The 20,088-nt window shown below is 67.1% G+C and carries 21 protein-coding genes; 11 read left to right on the top strand and 10 right to left on the bottom strand.

Features of this window, described 5'->3' with window-relative positions; genetic code table 11:
• The first annotated feature begins 84 nt into the window (after positions 1-84).
• Both DJ029_RS10185 and DJ029_RS10180 read left to right on the top strand, forming a co-directional pair.
• Positions 85-660: a TetR/AcrR family transcriptional regulator gene (locus DJ029_RS10185; protein ID WP_232823040.1), complete on the top strand. Its 576-nt coding sequence runs from the start codon at positions 85-87 to the stop codon at positions 658-660.
• 45 nt (positions 661-705) lie between these two features.
• Positions 706-1,137, top strand: a complete 432-nt coding sequence (locus DJ029_RS10180; protein ID WP_112322323.1) for a PAS domain-containing protein — start codon at positions 706-708, stop codon at positions 1,135-1,137.
• A 15-nt stretch (positions 1,138-1,152) separates the two neighbouring features.
• On the opposite strand, the gene polA is transcribed toward DJ029_RS10180, so the two are convergent.
• Both polA and DJ029_RS10170 read right to left on the bottom strand, forming a co-directional pair.
• A complete protein-coding gene (gene polA / locus DJ029_RS10175; protein WP_112322322.1) occupies positions 1,153-3,972 on the bottom strand; it encodes a DNA polymerase I in 2,820 nt (939 codons plus the stop codon).
• 77 nt (positions 3,973-4,049) lie between these two features.
• Positions 4,050-4,226, bottom strand: coding sequence for a zinc-finger domain-containing protein (locus DJ029_RS10170; RefSeq protein ID WP_112322321.1), 177 nt, complete (start codon positions 4,224-4,226; stop codon positions 4,050-4,052).
• 203 nt (positions 4,227-4,429) lie between these two features.
• Between DJ029_RS10170 and DJ029_RS10165 the strand changes: the two genes are divergently transcribed.
• Complete coding sequence (locus tag DJ029_RS10165; protein WP_112322320.1) at positions 4,430-5,362, top strand: ABC transporter ATP-binding protein; 933 nt, start codon at positions 4,430-4,432, stop codon at positions 5,360-5,362.
• Positions 5,363-5,415: 53 nt separating this feature from the next.
• Here DJ029_RS10165 and DJ029_RS10160 read toward each other — a convergent pair whose 3' ends face one another.
• Positions 5,416-5,763 carry an ArsR/SmtB family transcription factor gene (locus DJ029_RS10160; protein WP_112322319.1) on the bottom strand — a complete coding sequence of 116 codons (348 nt, stop codon included), beginning with the start codon at positions 5,761-5,763 and terminating at the stop codon, positions 5,416-5,418.
• 259 nt (positions 5,764-6,022) lie between these two features.
• Here DJ029_RS10160 and DJ029_RS10155 point away from each other — a divergent pair, with 259 nt between their 5' ends.
• From DJ029_RS10155 to DJ029_RS10130, 6 genes are all read left to right on the top strand, one after another.
• Positions 6,023-6,343, top strand: a complete 321-nt coding sequence (locus tag DJ029_RS10155) for an AtpZ/AtpI family protein (protein WP_112322318.1) — start codon at positions 6,023-6,025, stop codon at positions 6,341-6,343.
• Between the two features lie 3 nt (positions 6,344-6,346).
• A complete protein-coding gene (locus DJ029_RS10150; protein ID WP_112322317.1) occupies positions 6,347-7,102 on the top strand; it encodes a F0F1 ATP synthase subunit A in 756 nt (251 codons plus the stop codon).
• Positions 7,103-7,143: 41 nt separating this feature from the next.
• The gene (locus DJ029_RS10145) at positions 7,144-7,380 is read left to right on the top strand and encodes a F0F1 ATP synthase subunit C (RefSeq protein WP_112322316.1); all 237 of its coding nucleotides are present in this window, start codon (positions 7,144-7,146) and stop codon (positions 7,378-7,380) included.
• Positions 7,381-7,479: 99 nt separating this feature from the next.
• Positions 7,480-8,004 (top strand): F0F1 ATP synthase subunit B', encoded by a 525-nt coding sequence (locus DJ029_RS10140; RefSeq protein ID WP_112322315.1) that lies wholly within the window; start codon positions 7,480-7,482, stop codon positions 8,002-8,004.
• 4 nt (positions 8,005-8,008) lie between these two features.
• Positions 8,009-8,530, top strand: coding sequence for a F0F1 ATP synthase subunit B (locus DJ029_RS10135; RefSeq protein ID WP_232823039.1), 522 nt, complete (start codon positions 8,009-8,011; stop codon positions 8,528-8,530).
• A 159-nt stretch (positions 8,531-8,689) separates the two neighbouring features.
• Entirely contained in the window at positions 8,690-9,655 is a 966-nt protein-coding gene (locus tag DJ029_RS10130; protein ID WP_112322314.1) for a zinc transporter ZntB, read from the top strand.
• A 19-nt stretch (positions 9,656-9,674) separates the two neighbouring features.
• On the opposite strand, the gene DJ029_RS10125 is transcribed toward DJ029_RS10130, so the two are convergent.
• The 3 genes from DJ029_RS10125 to DJ029_RS10115 form a co-directional block, all read right to left on the bottom strand.
• Positions 9,675-10,442 carry an FCD domain-containing protein gene (locus DJ029_RS10125; RefSeq protein WP_112322313.1) on the bottom strand — a complete coding sequence of 256 codons (768 nt, stop codon included), beginning with the start codon at positions 10,440-10,442 and terminating at the stop codon, positions 9,675-9,677.
• A 134-nt stretch (positions 10,443-10,576) separates the two neighbouring features.
• A complete protein-coding gene (locus DJ029_RS10120) occupies positions 10,577-11,218 on the bottom strand; it encodes a YiaD family glycine zipper/OmpA-like lipoprotein (RefSeq protein WP_112322312.1) in 642 nt (213 codons plus the stop codon).
• A 121-nt stretch (positions 11,219-11,339) separates the two neighbouring features.
• Positions 11,340-12,191: a methylated-DNA--[protein]-cysteine S-methyltransferase gene (locus tag DJ029_RS10115; RefSeq protein WP_112322311.1), complete on the bottom strand. Its 852-nt coding sequence runs from the start codon at positions 12,189-12,191 to the stop codon at positions 11,340-11,342.
• A gap of 361 nt (positions 12,192-12,552) precedes the next feature.
• On the opposite strand from DJ029_RS10115, the gene DJ029_RS10110 reads away from it, so the two are divergent.
• On the top strand, positions 12,553-13,656 hold the full coding sequence (locus DJ029_RS10110; protein ID WP_232823050.1) for a type III PLP-dependent enzyme: 1,104 nt from the start codon (positions 12,553-12,555) through the stop codon (positions 13,654-13,656).
• 117 nt (positions 13,657-13,773) lie between these two features.
• On the opposite strand, the gene DJ029_RS10105 is transcribed toward DJ029_RS10110, so the two are convergent.
• The 4 genes from DJ029_RS10105 to smc all read right to left on the bottom strand — a co-directional run bounded on the left by DJ029_RS10105 (position 13,774) and on the right by smc (position 19,331).
• Entirely contained in the window at positions 13,774-14,154 is a 381-nt protein-coding gene (locus tag DJ029_RS10105; RefSeq protein WP_112322310.1) for an HIT domain-containing protein, read from the bottom strand.
• Positions 14,155-14,168: 14 nt separating this feature from the next.
• Entirely contained in the window at positions 14,169-15,161 is a 993-nt protein-coding gene (locus DJ029_RS10100) for an adenosine kinase (protein ID WP_232823038.1), read from the bottom strand.
• Positions 15,158-15,802: an endonuclease III gene (gene nth / locus DJ029_RS10095; RefSeq protein ID WP_112322309.1), complete on the bottom strand. Its 645-nt coding sequence runs from the start codon at positions 15,800-15,802 to the stop codon at positions 15,158-15,160. Before nth ends, DJ029_RS10100 begins: the two co-directional genes overlap by 4 nt.
• Before the next feature lie 70 nt (positions 15,803-15,872).
• Positions 15,873-19,331 (bottom strand): chromosome segregation protein SMC, encoded by a 3,459-nt coding sequence (smc, locus tag DJ029_RS10090; RefSeq protein WP_112322308.1) that lies wholly within the window; start codon positions 19,329-19,331, stop codon positions 15,873-15,875.
• 200 nt (positions 19,332-19,531) lie between these two features.
• Here smc and DJ029_RS10085 point away from each other — a divergent pair, with 200 nt between their 5' ends.
• Positions 19,532-20,086 carry an NADPH-dependent FMN reductase gene (locus DJ029_RS10085; protein WP_112322307.1) on the top strand — a complete coding sequence of 185 codons (555 nt, stop codon included), beginning with the start codon at positions 19,532-19,534 and terminating at the stop codon, positions 20,084-20,086.
• The last annotated feature ends 2 nt before the right edge of the window (positions 20,087-20,088 follow it).

The following is a 20,088-nucleotide window of genomic DNA, read 5'->3' as shown; positions in this document are numbered from 1 at the left end:
CCCACGCGCCTTCGCAGAGGCGATCTTCGCGATGCCCTTGTTGCCTATGCTCGTTCGGCCACTGACGGGGGCTGCATCGACGCCATGAGCCTGCGCGCCGCCGCGCGCGAGCTTGGCGTTTCTTCGGGCGCCGTCTATCGCCATTTCTGCGACAAGGACGAGCTGATGACCGAGGTGGCGCACCACGGTTTCCAGGACCTGAGCGCAACCTTCTACGAGATCCGCCCCGAAGGCGCGGTCGCGGCAGACGCGCACGAGGCGGCGATCCGCGCCTTCCGCATGGGTCGCGCCTTTGTCGACTTCGCCCATCGCAACCCGACGCTCTGGCGCATGATGTTCGGGCGCATCGGTGTGCTGTGCCGCGAGAAATACAGCCAGAACCCGGAGTTCATGCGCTACACCATCCGCGATGTCGTGCATGAAAACGCGCGCGACCTGTTCAACGCCGGCGGCATGGCGACGGAACCGACGCTGGATGACATCCGCTTCCTGTGGAGCGCGATCCACGGCGCGGCGGACCTGACCCAATCCGGGTTGCGGCTTGACGAAACGGGGCAGGACGCGGTCGCGGACCAGACGACGCTGCGCTCGCTGCGCGCGCTCGGCTGCGACGAAGCGGTGCTGGCGGCGGCGATGGCCGGGCTGGAAACGGCGTCTTAACCGACGGGCGCTAAGCCTCGCGGCGAACTGCCGTGAGAGGAAGCCATGTCCCACCACCGTTTGCGCCTGCACCAGGCAGACCGGCAGGATCGCCGGGGCCTGATGGCCGCGCTGGATGCCACGCAATGCCTGGCCTGGTTCGCGCCCGACAGCCGGGTGCTGGAAGCCAACCCCAACCTGCAGGCGCTGCTCGGCTGGCCCCACCAGGTGCTGTGCGACATGAGCTACCAGATGCTGATGGGCGAAAAGGGCCGGCATGACGCCTATTACGCCACGCACTGGCAACGCATCCTCGACGCCGAGGTGCGCAGCGAGGAGCGTGAGCTTGTCGCCGCCGACGGCAACACCCTGTGGTGCGCCATGACATATGCCCCGATCCGCAAGCCGGACGGCACGCCGCAACGGGTGCTGGCGATCGTGCTGGACCTAAGCCCCTGGAACCGCAACCCGAAGGAAGGGCTGGCAAGGATCTACTGAGTGCGCCCGGGGGGGCTAGTGCGCCTCGGCCCAGTTCGCGCCCTGCCCCGCCTCCACCGTCAGCGGCACGTCCAGCTTGACGGCGGGCTCCGCGGCCCCCTCCATCACGCCGCGCACCGCGGCGATGGTGTCGTCCACCGCATCCTCGGGCACCTCGAACAGCAGTTCGTCGTGCACCTGAAGCAGCATCTTCGCCGGCAGGTCGGCCAGCGCGGGTTCAACGCGCACCATCGCGCGGCGGATCACGTCCGCCGCCGTGCCCTGGATCGGCGCGTTGATCGCCGCACGCTGGGCAAACCCCGCGCGCGGGCCTTTCGAGCCGATCTCGGGCGTGTGGATCTTGCGCCCGAACAGCGTCTGCACGTAGCCGTGTTCCTTTGCGAAGGCGATGGTTTCGTCCATGTACTCGCGAATGCCGGGGAAGCGTTCGAAATAGCGGTCGATGAAGCCCTTCGCCTCTTCCCGCGGGATGCGCAGGTTGTTGGACAGCCCGAAGGCCGAGATGCCGTAGATCACCCCGAAGTTGATCGCCTTGGCCTTGCGCCGCACCTCTGACGTCATCTCGTCCAGCGGCACGTCGAACATCTCGGACGCGGTCATGGCGTGGATGTCCAGCCCGTCGCGGAACGCCTGTTTCAGGCTGTCGATCCCGGCGATATGCGCCAGGATCCTGAGCTCTATCTGGCTATAGTCGAGGCTGAGCAGCACGTTCCCCTTCTCGGCCACGAAGGCTTCGCGGATGCGCCGCCCTTCCTCTGTCCGCACGGGGATGTTCTGCAGGTTCGGATCGGTCGAGGCCAAGCGCCCGGTGTTCGCCCCCGCGATCGCATAAGACGTGTGGACCCGCCCGGTGTCCGGGTGGATATGTTCCTGCAACGCATCGGTGTAGGTCGATTTCAGCTTCGAAAGCTGGCGCCAGTCCAGCACCTGCGCGGGCAGGTCATGGCCCTGTGCGGCGAGCGTTTCCAGCACGTCCGCGCCGGTGGCATAGGCGCCGGTCTTGCCCTTCTTGCCACCCTCAAGGCTCATCTCGTCAAAGAGGATCTCGCCCAGCTGCTTGGGACTGCCGACGTTGAAGCTGCGCCCGGCGAGCTCGTGGATCTCCGCCTCCAGCCCGGCCATCTTCTGGGCGAAGGTGTTGGACATGCGGCTCAAATGGTCGCGGTCGACCTTGATGCCGCGCATCTCCATCCGCGCCAGCACCGGGACCAGGGGGCGCTCCATCGTCTCGTAAACGGTCGTCACCCGCTCTGCCGGGAGTTTGGGCGCGAACAGCTTCCACAGGCGCAGCGTAATGTCCGCATCCTCGGCGGCGTAGGGCGTCGCGTCGTCGATGGGCACCTGGTCGAAGGTGATCTGGCTCTTGCCGCTGCCCAGGATCGACTTGATCGGCACCGGCGTGTGGTTGAGGTAGCGCTCCGACAGCGTATCCATGCCGTGACCGTGCAGACCCGCGTGGCAGGCGTAGCTCATCAGCATGGTGTCCGCGATCGGCGCGACATCCACTCCATAGCGGGCCAGGATCTTCATGTCGTACTTCATGTTCTGGCCGATCTTGAGGATCGCGTCATCCTCAAGCACCGGGCGCAGCGCGTCGAGCGTTGCCTGAAGTTCAAGCTGCCCCTCGATCCGCTCAGCCCCGCCCAGCAGGTCGCCCTTGCCGTTCACATGCGCCAGGGGGATGTAGCACGCCTGCCCCGGCTCCACCGACAGGCAGATGCCGACCAACTCGGCGCGCATTTCGTCCAGCCCGGTGGTTTCGGTGTCCACCGCGACATAGCCGCGATCCCGGATCGCGTCGATCCAGCGCGCCAGCGCCTCGGCGTCGCGCACGGTTTCATAGCCTTCGCCGAAAGGGGCCTCCAGCACGTCCGCCGCCACCGGGCCGCCGGTGTCGTTGCTGGCCGCAAGGCTGCCCGGCTCGGGCATTTCCGGCACCTCGGCGCCCAGCTTGTCCGCGATGCGCTTGGTGAGGGTGCGGAACTCCATCTCGCTCAGGAAGCCCAGCAGATCCTCGGCCACGGGGTCGCGGACCTCCAGCGCCTCCAGCGGGTCCAGCCCCTCCATGTTCTGATCCAGCGTCACCAGCTTGCGGGACAGGCGGATCTGGTCGGCGTGATCGATCAGCGTCTGGCGGCGCTTGGGCTGCTTGATCTCCTCCGCACGCTCCAGCAGCGTGTCGAGGTCGCCATACTCGTTGATCAGCAGCGCCGCCGTCTTGATCCCGATCCCCGGCGCGCCCGGAATGTTGTCCACCGAATCCCCGGCCAGCGCCTGCACGTCGACCACCCGGTCCGGGCCGACGCCGAATTTCGCCTCCACCTCCTCCGGGCCGAGGCGCGTGTTCTTCATCGCGTCGAACATTTCGACTCCGCCGCCAACCAGCTGCATCAGGTCCTTGTCCGAGCTGATGATGGTGACGCGCCCGCCCGCCTCCCGCGCCTCGCGGGCGTAGGTGGCGATGATGTCGTCGGCCTCGAAGCCTTCCTTCTCGATACAGGCGATGTTGAAGGCGCGGGTCGCCTCGCGGGTCAGGGGGATCTGTGGGCGCAGATCCTCTGGCATCTCGTCGCGGTTGGCCTTGTACTGGTCATACAGGTCGTTGCGGAAGGTGTGGCTGCCCTTGTCGAAGATCACCGCAACATGGGTCGGCGCATCCGGCCCGGTGTTATCCTCGACCATCTTGAAGATCATGTTGCAAAAGCCAGCGACCGCCCCGATGGGCAGGCCGTCCGACTTGCGGCTGAGCGGGGGCAGCGCGTGGAACGCACGAAAGATGAAGGCCGATCCGTCGATCAGATGCAGGTGGCATCCCTTGCCGAAAGTCGCGTCCATGTCATTCTCCCGTTGCGCTACGCGGCCGTTATGACCCGGCCCGGCCGATTTGACCACCGGCAACAGGGGGGCTCGGGTCAGCCCTTGTCGGCCGGCCCGTCCTTCAGGATGTAGCGCTTGTCGCAATAGCCGCATTCGACGTAGCCGGTCTCGGGATCGATCTGCAGCCAGACACGGGGATGCCCCAGCGTGCCGCCATCGCAGGCGACCCTTTTCTGGGTCACGATCTCGACCTCGGGGACATCGGTGGACATGGGGCTACCTCTTTGGTGGGAATGTTCGGCGCCGGGGCGCGGGCCACATTCTAGGGCGGCATTTTTCTTCTGCAACAGCAGAATGGCCAAATGCCGGGGGCCGCGAAGGCAACCCTTGTGTTTCGGACCCAAAACCTGTTTCAGATCAGCCGGGTCCGGTTTTCCGGGCCCATGTACCCGCGCCCCGCACCTTCGGAGGGATCATGCCCGACACAGCCATCAGCATCAAAGGTCTGACCAAGACCTACGCCGCCTCCGGCCGCTCCGAGGCGAAGGTAGCCCTGCACGGGCTGGACCTGGAGGTGCCGCGCGGCTCCATCTTCGGCCTGCTTGGGCCGAACGGGGCGGGCAAGTCGACCACGATCAACATCCTGGCGGGTTTGGTCACCAAGACCTCCGGCACGGTGGAAATCTGGGGCTTCGACCAGGACCGCAACCCGCGCCAGTCCCGCGCGGCCATCGGCGTGGTGCCCCAGGAGCTGAACCTCGACCCCTTCTTCACCCCGCGCGCCGCGATGGAGGTGCAGGCCGGCCTGTACGGCGTGCCGAAGTCCCAGCGCCGCACGGAAGAAATCCTCTCCGCCGTGGGCCTGCTGGACAAGGCGGACGCCTACGCCCGCAGCCTGTCCGGGGGCATGCGCCGCCGCCTGCTGATCGCCAAGGCGCTGGTGCACACGCCCGCTGTTCTGGTCCTCGACGAACCCACCGCCGGCGTGGATATCGAGCTGCGCCAGATGCTCTGGGCCTACGTGCGCGAGTTGAACCGCCAGGGCACCACGATCATCCTGACGACCCACTACCTGGAAGAAGCCCAGGAAATGTGCGACCGGATCGCCATCATCAACCACGGCCGCCTCGTCGCCTGCGACGACACGTCGAACCTGCTGTCCCGGATGAACGCCAAGACGCTGGTGATCACGCCGGAAAGCGCCCCGACCGGGAACCTGATCCTGCCCGAGGGCGTGACGCTGGACACCCGCCCGAACGGCGCGCTCGCCCTCACCTACTCCCCCGGCGAAACCCCGGCCGAGGCGCTTCTGGACGCGGTGCGCGCGGCGAACATCCACATCCGCGATATCGCCACCGAGGAGCCGGACCTGGAAGACGTCTTCGTCTCCATCACGCAGGCCCAATAACCGGGACCCGCCCCTCCAAAGTCTTCAAATATCCCCGCCGGAGGCATCAGCCCTCAGGGCTGATCCGGCTCCGCCAGCCCCTGCTGGATCAGCATGGCTTCCAGCGCGTCCAGGTCCCCGGCGCCGAAACTGCCGAAGGCTTCCATCCACAGCGCGGCGGGGCGCAGGCTCGTCACTTCCAGCCGGCACCACTTGGTGCGCCCCTCCCGGGTCTGGGTGACAAGACCCGCGCGGGTCAGGATCGCCAGGTGCTTGGACACGGCGGCAAGCGACATCTCGAACGGCTCTGCAAGGTCACCCACCGTGCAATCCCCCTCCAACAGACGGGTCACGATCGCCCGGCGGGTCGGATCGGCCAGGGCGGCGAAGGTGGAGTCGAGATGTGCGTCTTCGGCGGTCATAAGACCCGTGGTGACCGCTTCAAGATGAATCGTCAACCAAATGGTTGAATGGATCGCAACCGCTTCGCTGCGCCGAAACCCTTTTCACCCCGCGCCTGCGCCCGCCGGTCGCACCCATTTTTTATCACGCAAAATCAATATTTTAAACCGAATCAAAAACCTTCCAAGCTTGCTTGACTTGCCCTTCCCCCACCCCTAGTGTCCGCCCGAGTTAGCCGGGGGCCGTTTTGGTGCTTCGGCGGGCGAAAAGGCTTGGAAGATGGCCGACGAACCAGACCCGGACCGCCTCCGCCAGTTGGAGGAGAGGATCGCCGCAGTCCAGAAGGCGCGGCAGCCCAAGCGGGCCGGACGGAACAAGTACGACACCAGCTCGCTGGCGTGGCGCATGGTCTTGGAACTGGTGGTCGGCATGGCGCTGGGCTGCTTCATCGGCTACGGGCTCGACGTGCTGTTCGGCACGCTGCCCGTGTTCCTGGTGATTTTCGCCCTTCTGGGTTTTGCCGCCGGGATCCGCACGATGATGCGCTCGGCGGAAGAAGTGAAGCGGGACCATGAGCGGTCCAATGGTGAGGCGGAGTAAGCAATGGCAGAACCGGCGCAAGAAGGCAGCGGCTTCAACATCCATCCGATGGATCAGTTCGTGGTCAAGCCGCTGTTCGGCGACGGGCCGATCAGCTGGTACACCCCCACCAACGCCACCATGTGGATGGCGCTGACGGTCCTGGCGATTACGCTGGTGCTGGTGGTCGGCTCCCGCGGGCGGGCTCTCGTTCCGTCGCGCGGTCAGAGCATGGCTGAAATGCTCTACGGTTTCACCCGCAAGATGGTCGAAGACGTCGCCGGCAAGGAGGGTCTGAAGTACTTCCCCTACGTGCTGACGCTGTTCACTTTCATCCTGTTCGCCAACCTGCTGGCGCTGATCCCCACGTCCTTCTCCGTCACGTCGCACATCGCGGTGACCGCGGTGCTGGCGCTGGCCGTGTTCTTCACGGTCACGGCGATCGGCTTCGTCAAGCACGGCGCGGCGTTCCTGGGTCTGTTCTGGGTCACCAGCGCGCCCCTGCCCCTGCGCCCGGTTCTGGCGGTGATCGAGATCATCTCCTACTTCGTGCGTCCGGTCAGCCACTCCATTCGTCTTGCAGGCAACCTGATGGCCGGTCACGCCGTTCTGAAGGTGTTCGCAGGCTTCGCGGGCGCTCTTGGCGCAGGCGCGGTTCTGCCGATCGTCGCGATCACCGCGATCTACGGGCTGGAGCTGCTGGTGGCCTGTATCCAGGCCTACGTCTTCGCAATCCTGACCGTCGTTTACCTGAACGACGCGCTCCACCCGTCTCACTAACTCATCCTAATTCCGTCATTCCATACAGAGGAGTATCCATCATGGAAGGCAATATCGCAGAAATGGGTCAATTCATCGGCGCAGGCCTCGCATGCATCGGCATGGGCGGCGCAGGCATCGGTGTGGGCCACGTGGCCGGCAACTTCCTGTCCGGCGCGCTGCGCAACCCCGCCGCCGCTGGCGAGCAGACCGCGACGCTGTTCATCGGCATCGCCTTTGCCGAAGCGCTCGGCATCTTCTCGTTCCTGGTTGCCCTTCTGCTGATGTTCGCTGTCTGATATCAGACAGAACCGTCCCGGCCCCGCGCCTCTTGCGCGGGGCCGGACTGACTGGCGCGGGCCGGAAACCGGCGCGCGGAACAACCCCGGAGAGTGACCATGGCGACGCCAACTGAAGGGGCTGAATCGGCATCTGGCATGCCGCAGCTCGACTTCTCGACCTTCCCCAACCAGATCTTCTGGCTGGTGGTGGCCCTGCTCGCGCTGTACTTCATCGTAACGCGCGTTGCGATGCCCCGTGTCGGCGGCATCATCGAGGATCGCTTCGAAGTCATTTCCAATGACCTTGAAGTGGCCGCCGACCTGAAACAGAAGGCCGAAGCCGCCGAAGCCGCCTATCACAAGGCGTTGGCCGAGGCGCGCAGCGAGGCGCAGGCCATCGCGGCCGAAACCAAGGCGGAGATCCAGAAGGAACTCGCCCTCGCAACCGAAAAGGCCGACGCCGAGATTGCCGCAAAGGCAGCCGAGTCCGAGGCCCGCATCGACGAAATCCGCGCCAGCGCGGTGAAAAGCGTCGAGGAAGTCGCGACCGAAACCAGTGCGGCCATCGTTGCGGCGCTGATGCCCGACGTGGCCGACGATGCGGCTGTGAAGGCCGCGGTCGCCAACCGGATGAAGGGCTGACACCATGATGATACTCCCCATGGCGACAGGCCCGTTCTTCAGCCTCAACAACACCGACTTCGTGGTGCTGCTGGGCTTCCTGCTGTTCATCGGCGTGATCCTGTACTTCAAGATCCCGGCGATGGTGGGCGGCATGCTGGACCGGCGCGCCGAAAGCATCCGGCTCGAACTCGACGAAGCACGCACCCTGCGCGAGGAAGCGCAGACGCTGCTCGCCTCTTTCGAGCGGAAGCAGAAGGAAGTCTCCGACCAGGCCGCCGGCATCATTTCTGCCGCCAAGGCGGAAGCCGACACCGCGCTTGAACTGGCGAAGGAAGACCTGCAGGAGACCATCGCGCGTCGCCTTCAGGCCGCGACCGACCAGATCGCCTCTGCCGAACAGGCAGCGGTCCGAGAAGTCAAGGACCGCGCCGTCACCGTCGCCGTCCGCGCCGCCGCCGACGTCATCTCGCAGAAGATCGACGCCGGCAAGGCCGACGCGCTGATCGACGAAGCGATTTCCAGCGTGAAGGGCAAGCTGCACTAAGCCAGCCCCGATACCGGAAATGCCATTGCCCCCGTCCGACCCCGTCGGGCGGGGGTTTTCCTTTGTCCAACCACGCGCCGCCCCGCCATCCTTCGTGACTTTGCCCCCGTCATGTCCCAGAGTGGCAGCGGGTTTTCAGCATTCCAGCAAGGAAACGCCATGCGCGACAGGGGTGAAATCTATTCCGTCCTGCTTGACGGCAGCGGTGGCGCGACCGCGGCCCCGCCGGACCTGCCGGTGCCCGCCGGTCCGGCCGTCCATTGGCTGCACCTGCCCCGGAACCAGCCCGACACGCTGCACCTTCTGACCAACTGCGGTGTCGACAGCTACGTCATCGACGCGCTGCTGGCAGACGAGACGCGGCCGCGCTGCACGGTGCACGACCGCGGCGTCCTTCTGAACCTGCGCGGTGTGAACCTCAGCCCCGGCGCGGAGCCGGAGGACATGATCTCCGTCCGCTTCTGGATCGAGGCGCATCGCGTCATCGGCGTCTGGCGCCGCCCCCTCCAGGCGGTCGAGGATGTCATCGCCGGGATCGGACGCGGCAGCGCGCCCCGCACGCCGGGGGACCTGATCTCGCGCATCGCGCTGCGCCTTGCGGACCGGGCCGAGCCCAGCGTCACCACGCTGAACGAATCCATCGACGCCCTGGAGGAGGAGTTGCTGACCCCCGGCGCGGACGTCTCGGCACAATCGCTGTCGGCCACGCGGCGCAGCGCCATCATCCTGCGCCGCTACATGCTGCCCCAGCGCGACGCCCTGTCCACCCTTGAAATCGAGGACCTGGACTGGCTGGGCGAGCGGGACCGCGCCCACCTGCGCGAGGCGGCAGAGCGGATCACCCGCCTCGGCGAGGACCTGGAGACGATCCGCGACCGCGCACAGGTGATCCATGAACAGGTGATGGAGCATCGCTCGGAACGGATGAACCGCCAGATGCTGGTGCTGTCCGTCGTCGCGGCGGTCTTCCTGCCGCTGGGGCTGCTGACGGGGCTGCTCGGGATCAACGTCGGCGGCATCCCCCTGGCGGACAAGCCCTATGGCTTTGTCACGGTCTGCGGGGTGCTGCTGGCCGTCGCCGCCGGGCTGGTGTGGTTCTTTCGCCGGATCGGGATGTTCCGCTAGGCGGCGGTGCAGCGGCGCGCTACTTTCCCGCCTCATGGGCATAGCGCAGACGCGCGGTTTCCTCGTTGCGCGCGACGCGGAGACGTTCCTTCATCTCGCCCTCGATGAAACTCATGTGGGCATCCACCGCGGCCCGCGCCGCCGCCGGGTCGCGCGCGACGATCGCGTCATGGATCGCGCGGTGCTGGTCCAGCAGCTCGCGCCGGGTGGTGCGCAGGGCGAACATCGCCTGGCGGTTGTAGAAGACCCCCGCCTGGAGCATCTCGAACATCGAGCGCATCATGTGCAGCATCACCACGTTGTGGCTGGCCTCCACGATGGCCATGTGGAAATCTGCATCCAGCGCCGCCTCCTGCTTGGGGGAACGCTTTTCATGGGCCGCCACCATCTTCTCGAAAACGGTGGTGATGACCTTCAGGTCCGTGTCGCTGGCCAGCCGTGCCGCGCGCTCCGCCGCCAGCCCTTCCAGGTCGCGCCGGAACGACAGGTAGTCGAACAAAGCCTCGTCATGGGTGGAAAACAGCCGCACCAGCGGCGGTGCGAAGGCAGAGCCCAGGACCTCTGCCACGTAGGCCCCTGCCCCCGGCCGGGTCACGATCAGGCCAGCGCCCTCAAGCTCCTGCAGGGCTTCGCGCAGGGACGGGCGCGAGACGTCAAGCTGCGCCGCCAGCTCCCGTTCCGAGGGCAGCCGCTCACCGGGGCGCAGGATGCCCCGCAGGATCAGGCTCTCGATCTGCTGACGTATGCTGGTCGCGATCCGTGCCGGTTCGATTTTCTGGAATGTCATCGTCATTATCCGCGTGATTGGTAAGATCATATGACCAGAGGGCACGCCGCGCAACCAGAGAGCGACGCGCCCGTCCCACGCAAAGGGGCCGCCCCGAAGGACGGCCCCGGCAAGGCTTTACCTGCGCGTCAGCGTCAGGTGGTCGGCGTGATCACGATCTCCACCCGGCGGTTCTGCTGCCGCCCGGAGGCCGTGCCGTTGGAGGCGACCGGTTGGGTTTCACCCCGCCCGATGGTCCGCACGCGACCGCGGGCAACGCCGTTGTTGGTCAGGATCGCCGCCACGGCCCGCGCACGGTTGACGGACAGCGTCTGGTTGTAACTGGACGAACCGGTGTTGTCGGTGTGACCGATCACGGCGACACGGCTGTTCGGATAGTCCTGCAGGTTGCGGGCAATGGCGCGGATGTTGGCGCGGCTGTTGTTCTTCACCTGCGTGCTGTCGACGTCGAAGGTGATCGCCTCGGGCAGGACAACGACCAGCTCGCTGCCGGTGTTCACGATTCGCGCGCCCGACCCGCTGAGGTCACGGCGCAGGTCACGCTCCTGCTTGTCCAGAACGGCGCCGACACCGCCGCCGACCGCCGCGCCAATGGCTGCGCCGATTACCGTGCCCTTGGTGTCGTTGCCGATCACGCGGCCGGCGATCGCGCCCCCTGCCGCACCGATCAGCGCGCCTGTCCCGGTCCGGTTGGCACTGCCATCGGGGTTGGTGCAAGCCGCGAGCCCAAGGGCGGAAACTGCGGCAAGGGTCACGGGAAGTTTGGCTGTCAGCATGGAGGATCCCTCTCAAAGTTAGTTATTTTGACGCACTAGAACGTTCATAGCATGGCTTATGCAACGCATAACGCAGGATCCTCACATTTAGTTGCGTCCATCGGCGGTTTCTTACCGATTGCTACGACGCGCCCGCCGCCGCATCCGCCCGCGCCGCTTCCCAGGCGAGCATGGCGCGCTTGACCGGCAGCCCCCAGTGATACCCCCCGAGCCCGCCGGATTTGCGCAAGGCGCGGTGGCAGGGGATCAGCAGGCTGACGGGGTTGCGGCCCACCGCCGTGCCGACGGCGCGCACCGCGCCGGGGCTGCCGATGGCCTGTGCGATGCTGGAATAGGTCGTTACCTGCCCCGAGGGGATGCGCATCAGCGCCTCCCACACCTTGATCTGGAACGGGCCGCCCATCAGGTGCAGCCGCGCCTCTCCCCGGCCGGTCAGGATGGGCTCCGCCAGCGGCGCGATCCGCGCGGGATCCTGCACGAAGTCGGCTTCGGGCCAGCGCGCGCGCAGGTCGGCCATCGCCGCCGCGCGCCCGGTTTCCGCAGTGAAGGCCAGCCCGCAGATGCCCCGCGCCGTGGCCATGACCAGCGCCTCGCCAAAGGGGCTGTCGCACCAGTCCCACGAAATCGTCGTGCCGGCGCCCCGCTGCGCGTAATCGCCCGGCGTCATCGCCTCCCAGCGCAGGAACAGGTCATGCAGCCGCGACGCCCCCGAAAGCCCCGCGCCATGGGCGGCGTCCAGCACTGTCATCCGCGATTCGAGCATCCGCTTCGCATGGTCCAGCGTCAGGTACTGCTGGTAGCGCTTCGGGCTGACCCCGACCCAGGCGCTGAACACGCGCTGGAAATGCGCCGGGCTGAGGCCGACGGCGGCGGCTACCTCCTCCAGCGTGGGTTGGGCATCGACGGTGTCGCCGATATGGGCGATCGCGCGCGCGATCACGGCATAATGGTAGGGATCCGGTGCATGGGTCATGGGGGCGGCTCCTTCATCTGGCCTTCGTTATACCGCGTCCGCCGAGCGGCGAGCGACCCGAATCCTGCGGCTCCCGCTACGCGCTATTCGCCGTATCTGCCATGCATTAATTGCAATTGTCCGATGCCCCCGACTCAGCCATACCGCGCTTTAGACGCCCTTGCACGCGCCTCTGGCCACACATCGGTTTACGTAGCGACATAAAGCGTCCTTGTAACGTCCGTCCGGGCTGAAATCCGGGATATTATGGGGAAGCCCTATGCTTGCTGCCGACACCGTGGCCATGGCCACCGGTGCGTCCGCTCTTAACGAGCGCCGCGCCTTCGTATCCTCCCGCATCACCGACAAGGTCGCAGCCTACATGGATGCGCACGACTTCGATGAGCCGACGCTGGTCTTCGACCTTGATCACGCGGTGGGCAGCTATCGCACGCTGGCCCAGTCTCTGGCCCCGGCGCACATCCACTACGCCGTGAAGGCCAACCCCGAGCCGCAGCTTGTCCGCCGCCTCGTGGCGGCCGGCTGCCGCTTCGACGCCGCCTCGCGCGGGGAAATCGCGCTCTGCCTCGACGCGGGCGCGGATGCACGCCACGTGTCCTTCGGCAACACCGTGAAGAAGGTCGGCGACATCGCCTGGGCGCGCGCCCACGGCATCGACCTGTTCGCCGCCGACGCGACCGAGGAACTGGACAAGTTGGCCATCCACGCCCCGGGCGCGCGGGTCTACATCCGCCTGCTGGTCGAGCACAGCCAGGCGGACTGGCCGCTCAGCCGCAAATTCGGCGCCCCGGCGGAGGAAATCCTGCCGCTGATGCGCTACGCCCGCGCCCACGGCCTGAATCCGGTCGGCATCTCGTTCCACGTCGGCTCACAAACCCGCCGAGCCGAGATGTGGCGCCCGGTTCTGACAGAAGCCGCAGGTGTGTGGCATGACGCCCGCGCCGAAGGGTTCGAGTTGGAAGTGCTGAACATCGGCGGCGGCTTCCCCGCCTTCTACGGGGACGAGGTCGAAGCCCCCATGGGATACGGCACCGGCGTCATGGACATCGTGCGCGCCCACTTCGGCGACGTGCCCTACATCATGGCGGAACCCGGCCGCGGCCTCGTGGCCGAGGCTGGCGCGATCTCAGCCGAGGTACTGCTGGTGTCGCGCAAACGCCCCTCCGACATCGCGCGCTGGGTCTACCTCAACATCGGCAAGTTCTCGGGCCTGGCCGAAACCATCGACGAGGCGATCCGCTACCAGTTCGACACGACCGCCGACGGCGGTGAGACGGGCCCCTGCATCCTTGCCGGCCCGTCCTGCGACAGCGCGGACGTGCTCTACGAGCAGCGCCCGATCCAGATGCCCACCGCCCTGCGGGCGGGCGATCGCGTGCGGATCCTGAACACCGGCGCCTATACGACCACCTACGCCAGCGTCGGCTTCAACGGCTTCCCGCCGCTGCACGTGGTGTGCATCTGATCGATGTCCCGCACGGTGGGTTGAGAACAACCCACCCTACGGGCTCGCACCCGAAATGAAACGGGGCGCATGAAAAACTGCGCCCCTCGCTCCCCAAGCGGCTCAGTGCGCCGCGCCTTAACCTTCCTGCGCCAGCATCCGCCCCAGGATCCGTCCACCGGCGATATGCACGTGGAAATGCGGCACTTCCTGCACCCCCGCCTCGCCCGCGTTGGAAATCAGGCGATACCCGCTGCCCCCTGCGGCACCGGACACACCGGTTTCCTGGCAGATGCGGCCCAGAGTGCGGTTGAAATCCAAGATCTCCGCGTCCGAGGCTTCGGCGGCGAAATGATCGTAGGTCACGTAAGGCCCCTTCGGGATCACCAGCACATGGGTCGGGGCCTGGGGCGCGATGTCCTCGAAGGCCAGCGTGTGCTCGGTCTCCAGCACCGTGCGGTTCGGGATTTCGCCCCGCAGGATCTTGGCGAAAATGTTCTGGTCGTCATAGTCGTACATGGGTTCGGCCCCTCTCAGATCAGGTCGTTGGCGATGAACAGCTCTTTGAGGTCGGCCACCGGGCGCGCGCCCATGTGGGAGATCACCTCCCCCGCGGCGACACAGCCCATGCGCCCAGCAACCTCCATCGGTGCGCCGGTGGCGTAGCCGTAGAGGAACCCGGCGGCGAACTGGTCGCCCGCGCCGGTGGCGTCGATCGGCGTGACGGTATCGACCGGCACCTCGATCCGCTCGCCGTGATGCAGGATCACCACATCCTCGCCCGAGCGCGTGCACACCACGACGCCGCAGGCCTTCGCCGCCTCGGCGATCGCCTCCTCCAAGTCGTCGGTCTGGTAGAAGGACAGCCATTCCGCGCGGTTGCCGATCACGTAGTCCAGCTCACCCTGCATCAGCGCGCGGAAATCGGCGCGGTGGCGATCCACGCAGAACGGGTCGGACAGGGCGATCCCCGCCTTGCCGCCGCCATCCCGGCAGGCGCGCGCCGCGGCCTGGAACGCCGCCTTGCCCTGCGGCTTGTCATAAAGGTAGCCCTCAAGAAACAGGATCTCGCTATCCGCCACCGCCGCGGCGGGCACGTCATCCTCCCCCAACTCGGAGGAGATCCCGAGGTAGGTGTTCATCGAGCGCTCGCCATCGGGCGTCACGAAGATCATCGAGCGTGAGGTGGGCAGCTCCGCATCCGCTTTCGGCGGGTTCAGGAAGGTGGTGCCCCCGGCCGACATCTCATCGGCGTAGAACCGGCCTAGGGCATCGTCGCGCACCCGCCCGATGAAACCGGTCGCGAGGCCCAGGTTGCCAAGCCCCGCCAGCGTGTTGGCGACCGAGCCCCCGGCGGCCTGCGTGCGATGCTTCATCGCAGCATAAAGCGTTTCCGCCCGACTGCGTTCGACCAGCTGCATGATGCCCTTCTCGATCCCCATGTGGTCGAGGAATGTGTCGTCCGCATGGGCCAGCACGTCGACGATGGCGTTTCCGATACCGCATACCTTGTAGGTCTTGCTCACGTGGTCTTCTCCTCGAAGGGACAAAGGTCATGGATGATGCAGTTGGCGCAGACAGGTTTGCGCGCCTTGCAGATGTAGCGCCCGTGCAGGATCAGCCAGTGATGGGCGTGCTGCTGGAATTCCACCGGCACGTTGTCCTCGATCGCACGCTCCACCGCCATCACGTCCTTGCCCGGCGCGATGCCGGTGCGGTTGCCGACGCGGAAGATATGCGTATCGACCGCCTGCGCGGGGTACTTGAACCACATGTTCAGCACCACGTTGGCGGTCTTGCGCCCCACCCCCGGCAGGCTTTCCAGCGCCGCGCGGGACGAAGGCACCTCGCCGCCGAAATCATCGATCAGCTTCTGGCTGAGCTTGATGACGTTCTTGGCCTTGTTGCGGAACAGCCCGATGGTCTTGATATGCTCGATCAGGGCATCCTCGCCCAGCGCCAGCATCTTTTCCGGGGTGTCGGCGATCTTGAACAGCTCTTTGGTGGCCAGGTTCACGCCCTTGTCGGTGGCCTGCGCGGACAGGGCGACCGCCACGACCAGCGTGAAGGCGTTGGTGTGATCCAACTCTCCCTTCGGTTCAGCGACGGAGGCGCGGAAGCGGGTGAAGATCTCGTGGATCACGGGATAGGGAAGCTGCGCGGACATGGCGGGTGGAATGGCACAAGGGGAGTCCCCGCGCAAGACGGTGAAGTTTCCCCGGGCGCCCTTGCGCGGCTTACGCGTCGATCAGTTCCTCAGCCTGGCGCAGATCGACCGAGACGAGCTGGCTGACCCCCTGCTCGGCCATGGTCACGCCGAACAGGCGATCCATCCGGCTCATCGTGACGGCGTGGTGGGTGATGATCAGGAAGCGCGTGTCGGTGCGCTGGGTCATTTCGTCCAGCAGGTCGCAGAAGCGCGTGACGTTGGCGTCGTCCAGCGGCGCGTCCACCTCGTCCAGCACGCAGATGGGCGAGGGGTTCGCGAGGAACACCGCGAAGATCAGCGACAACGCGGTCAGCGTCTGCTCGCCCCCCGACAGCAGCGACAGGGTGGACAGCTTCTTGCCCGGCGGCTGGCACATGATTTCAAGGCCCGCCTCAAGCGGGTCGTCGCTTTCCACCAGCACGAGGTTAGCATCCCCACCGCCGAAAAGCGTGCGGAACAGGGTGGTGAAGTTGGCGTTCACCTCGTCAAAGGCCGCGAGCAGGCGGTGCCGCCCCTCGCGGTTGAGGTTTGCGATGCCCTGGCGCAGCTTGGTGACGGCTTCCTCGAGGTCGGTCTTTTCCTGGGTCAGCGTGTCGTATTCCGTCTGCACGCCGGCCGCGTCCTCCTCGGCGCGCAGGTTGACGGCGCCAAGGGATTCGCGCTGGCGCTTCAGGCGGTTGACCTCGATCTCGGTCGCTTCGGCGTCGGGCAGCTTGTCGGGGTCCACCTTCAGCGTTTCGAGCAGCGCCTCGGGGGTTTGATCGCGCTCTTCCTCGATGCGCTCGGCGGCGGCGGCCACGCGGTCGGTCGCAGCTTCGGCCAGCGCCTCGGCGCGGGCGCGCCCTTCCCGCGCCTCACCGGCGGCACGTTCGGCGGCGCGTTCGGCGGCCTCGGATTCGCGCAAGGTGGTTTCACCAAGGGCCAGCGCATCGGCGGCCTTGGCGCAGCGATCCTCAGCCTGTGAAATCAGCTCGACCAGTTTCGAGCGTTCCTCGGTGATCGCGGCAGGGGCTTTCTCCGCCTCGGTCAGCTTTTCGCGGCCTTCGGCGATGCGCGCGTCAAGCTCCGTGATCCGCGCCTCGGCGGTTTCGAGGCGATGCCGCCAGCCGCTGATTTCCTTGATGATCTCCTGCGCGCGGCGGGTGCGCCCCTCCACCTCGCGGCGCAGGTCGTCATGGGCGCTGCGGGCCGACAGCATCGCCGCGCGGGCGGTTTCAACGCCGGTGCGCGCGGCTTCCAGCGCGGCGCGGGCCGCGTCCAGGTCGCCAAGGTCGCTCATCGCGGTTTCGGCGGCTTCGGTTTCGGCTTCCGCCGTTGCCACGTCCTCCTGCCGGCGGGCCTTGGCGAGGGTCACTGTTTCCAGCCGCCCGGACAGCGTGGTTTCCGCCGTTTCCGCCCGCCCCGCATCACGCAACGCTTTCGAGGCCGTGTCCTCCGCCGCGCGGCGCGCGTTGCGGGCAGCGGTTTCCTGCTCCTGCGCGGCATCCAGCGCGGCACGCGCCGTGCCATGAGCGGTGCGCGCGGCGTCCTGCGCCGCTTCCGCCTTGGCCAGCGCGGCTTCCAGGTCCGCAAGGCGGTTCTGCTGTTGCAGGCGCAGGGCGGCGGCGCTTGGCGCATCGGCGGCGGTGGCGACGAACCCGTCCCAGCGCCACAGGTCGCCCTCGCGGCTGACCAGCCGCTGGCCAGGGCTCAGGCTGGCCTGCAAACCCGGCCCGTCAGCGGCGTCCACCACCCCGATGTGGGACAGGCGGCGCGCCAGAACCTCCGGGCCTGAGACATGCCCGGCCAAGGGTTCGGCCCCATCAGGCAGATTGGCGGTGATCGCGCCCAGCGCAAGGTCGCGCCAGCCGGTCTGGTTATCCCCCACCCCGGCGGGGGCGCGCAGATCGTCGCCCAGCGCGGCACCCAGCGCCGCCTCGTAGCCCTTGTCGGCGCGCACGGCATCCAGCACCTGCGCGCCGTCGCCCGCGTCCCGCGCCAGCAGGCGGCGCAAACCCGAGACTTCCGCCGACAGGGCGGAAACCTCGCCCTCCGCCTCGGCGCGTGCGCCCCTTGCGGTGGCCTCGGCGGTTTGCGCATCGGCGCGGGCGGTTTCGGCGGCGGTCAGGGCGTCCTCGGCCCCTTCGGCGGCGGCGCGGGCGGCCGCGAGGTCCGCGTCGGCGCGGGCCTTTTCGTCCCGCGCGGCCTGCATTTCGCCCGAGAGCCGCACCTCGGCCTGCACAGCCTCCTCCAGCTCGCGCTGCATGCGGGCGGTCTGCTGGCGTGCATCGGCGACGCGGCGTTCGGCGGACTGGTGGCGAGCGGACAGGCGCGCCGTATCCTCGGACATGCGGTCGAGATCCGCCTCCACCGTGCGCAGGCCCGCGGCGGCATCCTGCGCCGCGCCCTCGGCCTTGGCCAGACGGTCCGCCTGCCCTTCCGAGGCCTCGGCGATGGCCTTCTGCTCCCACTCCAGCTCGGCGATCCGCTCACCGGCATCGCGGTTCAGCCCGCGCTCACGTTCCGCGTCGCGGGTCAGCTGCTCGATACGAGAGGTCAGGCTGCGGATTTCCTCTGCCGCGCGGGCGTCCCGGTCGTTCAGCGCGTCGCGCGCGACCAGCTGGCGTTGCAGGATCGCCCCGGCGATCGCCTCTTCCTCGCGCAGCGGGGGGACCTTCGTCTCCGCCTCCTCCCGCGCACGGGCGGCGGCGCTGGCGGCCCCTTGCGCGGCGGCGGCCAGTTTCACCGCGTCCGTCAGGGCGGCGGCGGCAGTAAGGCGCTCTGCCTCGGCCTCCTGCCAGCGGCGGAACAGAAGCAGCCCCTCGGCCTGACGCAGGGCCGCGCCGATCTCGCGATAGCGCGCCGCCTGCCGCGCCTGGCGTTCAAGCTGCGACAGCTGCGCGCGCAGGGCTTCCAGCACATCCTCCACCCGGGCGAGGTTCGTCTCCGTCCCCTTCAGCTTCAGCTCCGCCTCGTGCCGGCGCTGGTACAGCCCCGAGATCCCCGCCGCTTCCTCCAAAATACGGCGCCGCGCCTTCGGCTTGGCGTTGATCAACTCGGAGATCTGCCCCTGACGCACCAGTGCGGGGCTATGCGCCCCGGTGGAGGCGTCGGCGAACAGCATCTGCACGTCGCGCGCCCGCGCCTCCTTGCCGTTGGTCTTGTAGGCACTGCCCGCGTCCCGCGTGATGCGGCGCACGATTTCCAGCGTGTCCTGGTCGTTGAACCCGGCGGGGGCCAGCCGGTCCCGGTTGTCCAGATGCAGCGTGACTTCCGCGTAGTTCCGCGCCGGGCGCGAGAATGCGCCGTTGAAGATCACGTCCTCCATCCCGCCGCCGCGCATCGCCGAGGGGCGGTTTTCCCCCATCACCCAGCGCAGCGCTTCGAGCAGGTTGGACTTGCCGCAGCCATTGGGACCGACGACGCCCGTCAGCCCTTGCGCGATCACCAGTTCCGTGGGATCGACAAAGCTCTTGAAGCCGAGAAGTCGCAATTTCGTAAACTGCATGGACCTGCTGACCGCCTAGGGGGACCGATTCCGGACTATCGCGAAGGTTCCGGCACCTGTGGGCCTTGAGTCAAGCCTGTAACCACTAGGATTGGGGTCTTGAGCGGAGTTTTCCACAAGATAAACGATTTTCGACGCAAAACTCGACAGGGCCGCACGCCGTGCCATATGGCTGGCGAAGACCGAGAGGAAACGAATTCATGACTGACACCCTTCGCCTTCTGGGCATCTCCGGCTCGTTGCGCGCGGCTTCGACCAACACGCAACTTGTGCATGAGTGCGTCCGCGCCTTCGGCCCCTGCGACTTCACATTCGGCGATATCCGCTTCCCGCTGTACGACCGGGACCTCGAGGACGCCAAAGGAATCCCCGCAGCGGTGCAGAAGCTGGCCGAACAGGCGCTGGCGTCCGATGCGATCGTGATCTCGACGCCGGAGTACAACAAGAACCTGCCCGGGGTGCTGAAGAACGCGCTCGACTGGCTGAGCCGGACGAAACCGGCCCCGCTGTCGGGCAAACCGATGGCGATCGTGTCCGCCGCCGCCGGGCGCGCGGGGGGCGAGCGGTCGCAATTCTCGCTGCGCCACTGCCTGACGCCGTTCCGCCCGCGCATCCTGCAAGGGCCGGAAGTGATGATCGCGGCCAGCGGCAGCGCCTTCGACGACGACGGGCAGTTGAAGGACGCGAAATCCTTCGAGTTCCTGACCACGCTGATGCAGGACCTGCGCGACGAGGTGATCGCCCGGGCCGGATAACT

Origin of the sequence: Oceanibium sediminis (assembly GCF_003265325.1) — a bacterium.
Taxonomy (GTDB): Bacteria; Pseudomonadota; Alphaproteobacteria; order Rhodobacterales; family Rhodobacteraceae; genus Halovulum; species Halovulum sediminis.
The sequence above is the reverse complement of the archived record's forward strand: the minus strand, read 5'-3'. Positions and strand labels throughout refer to the sequence as shown.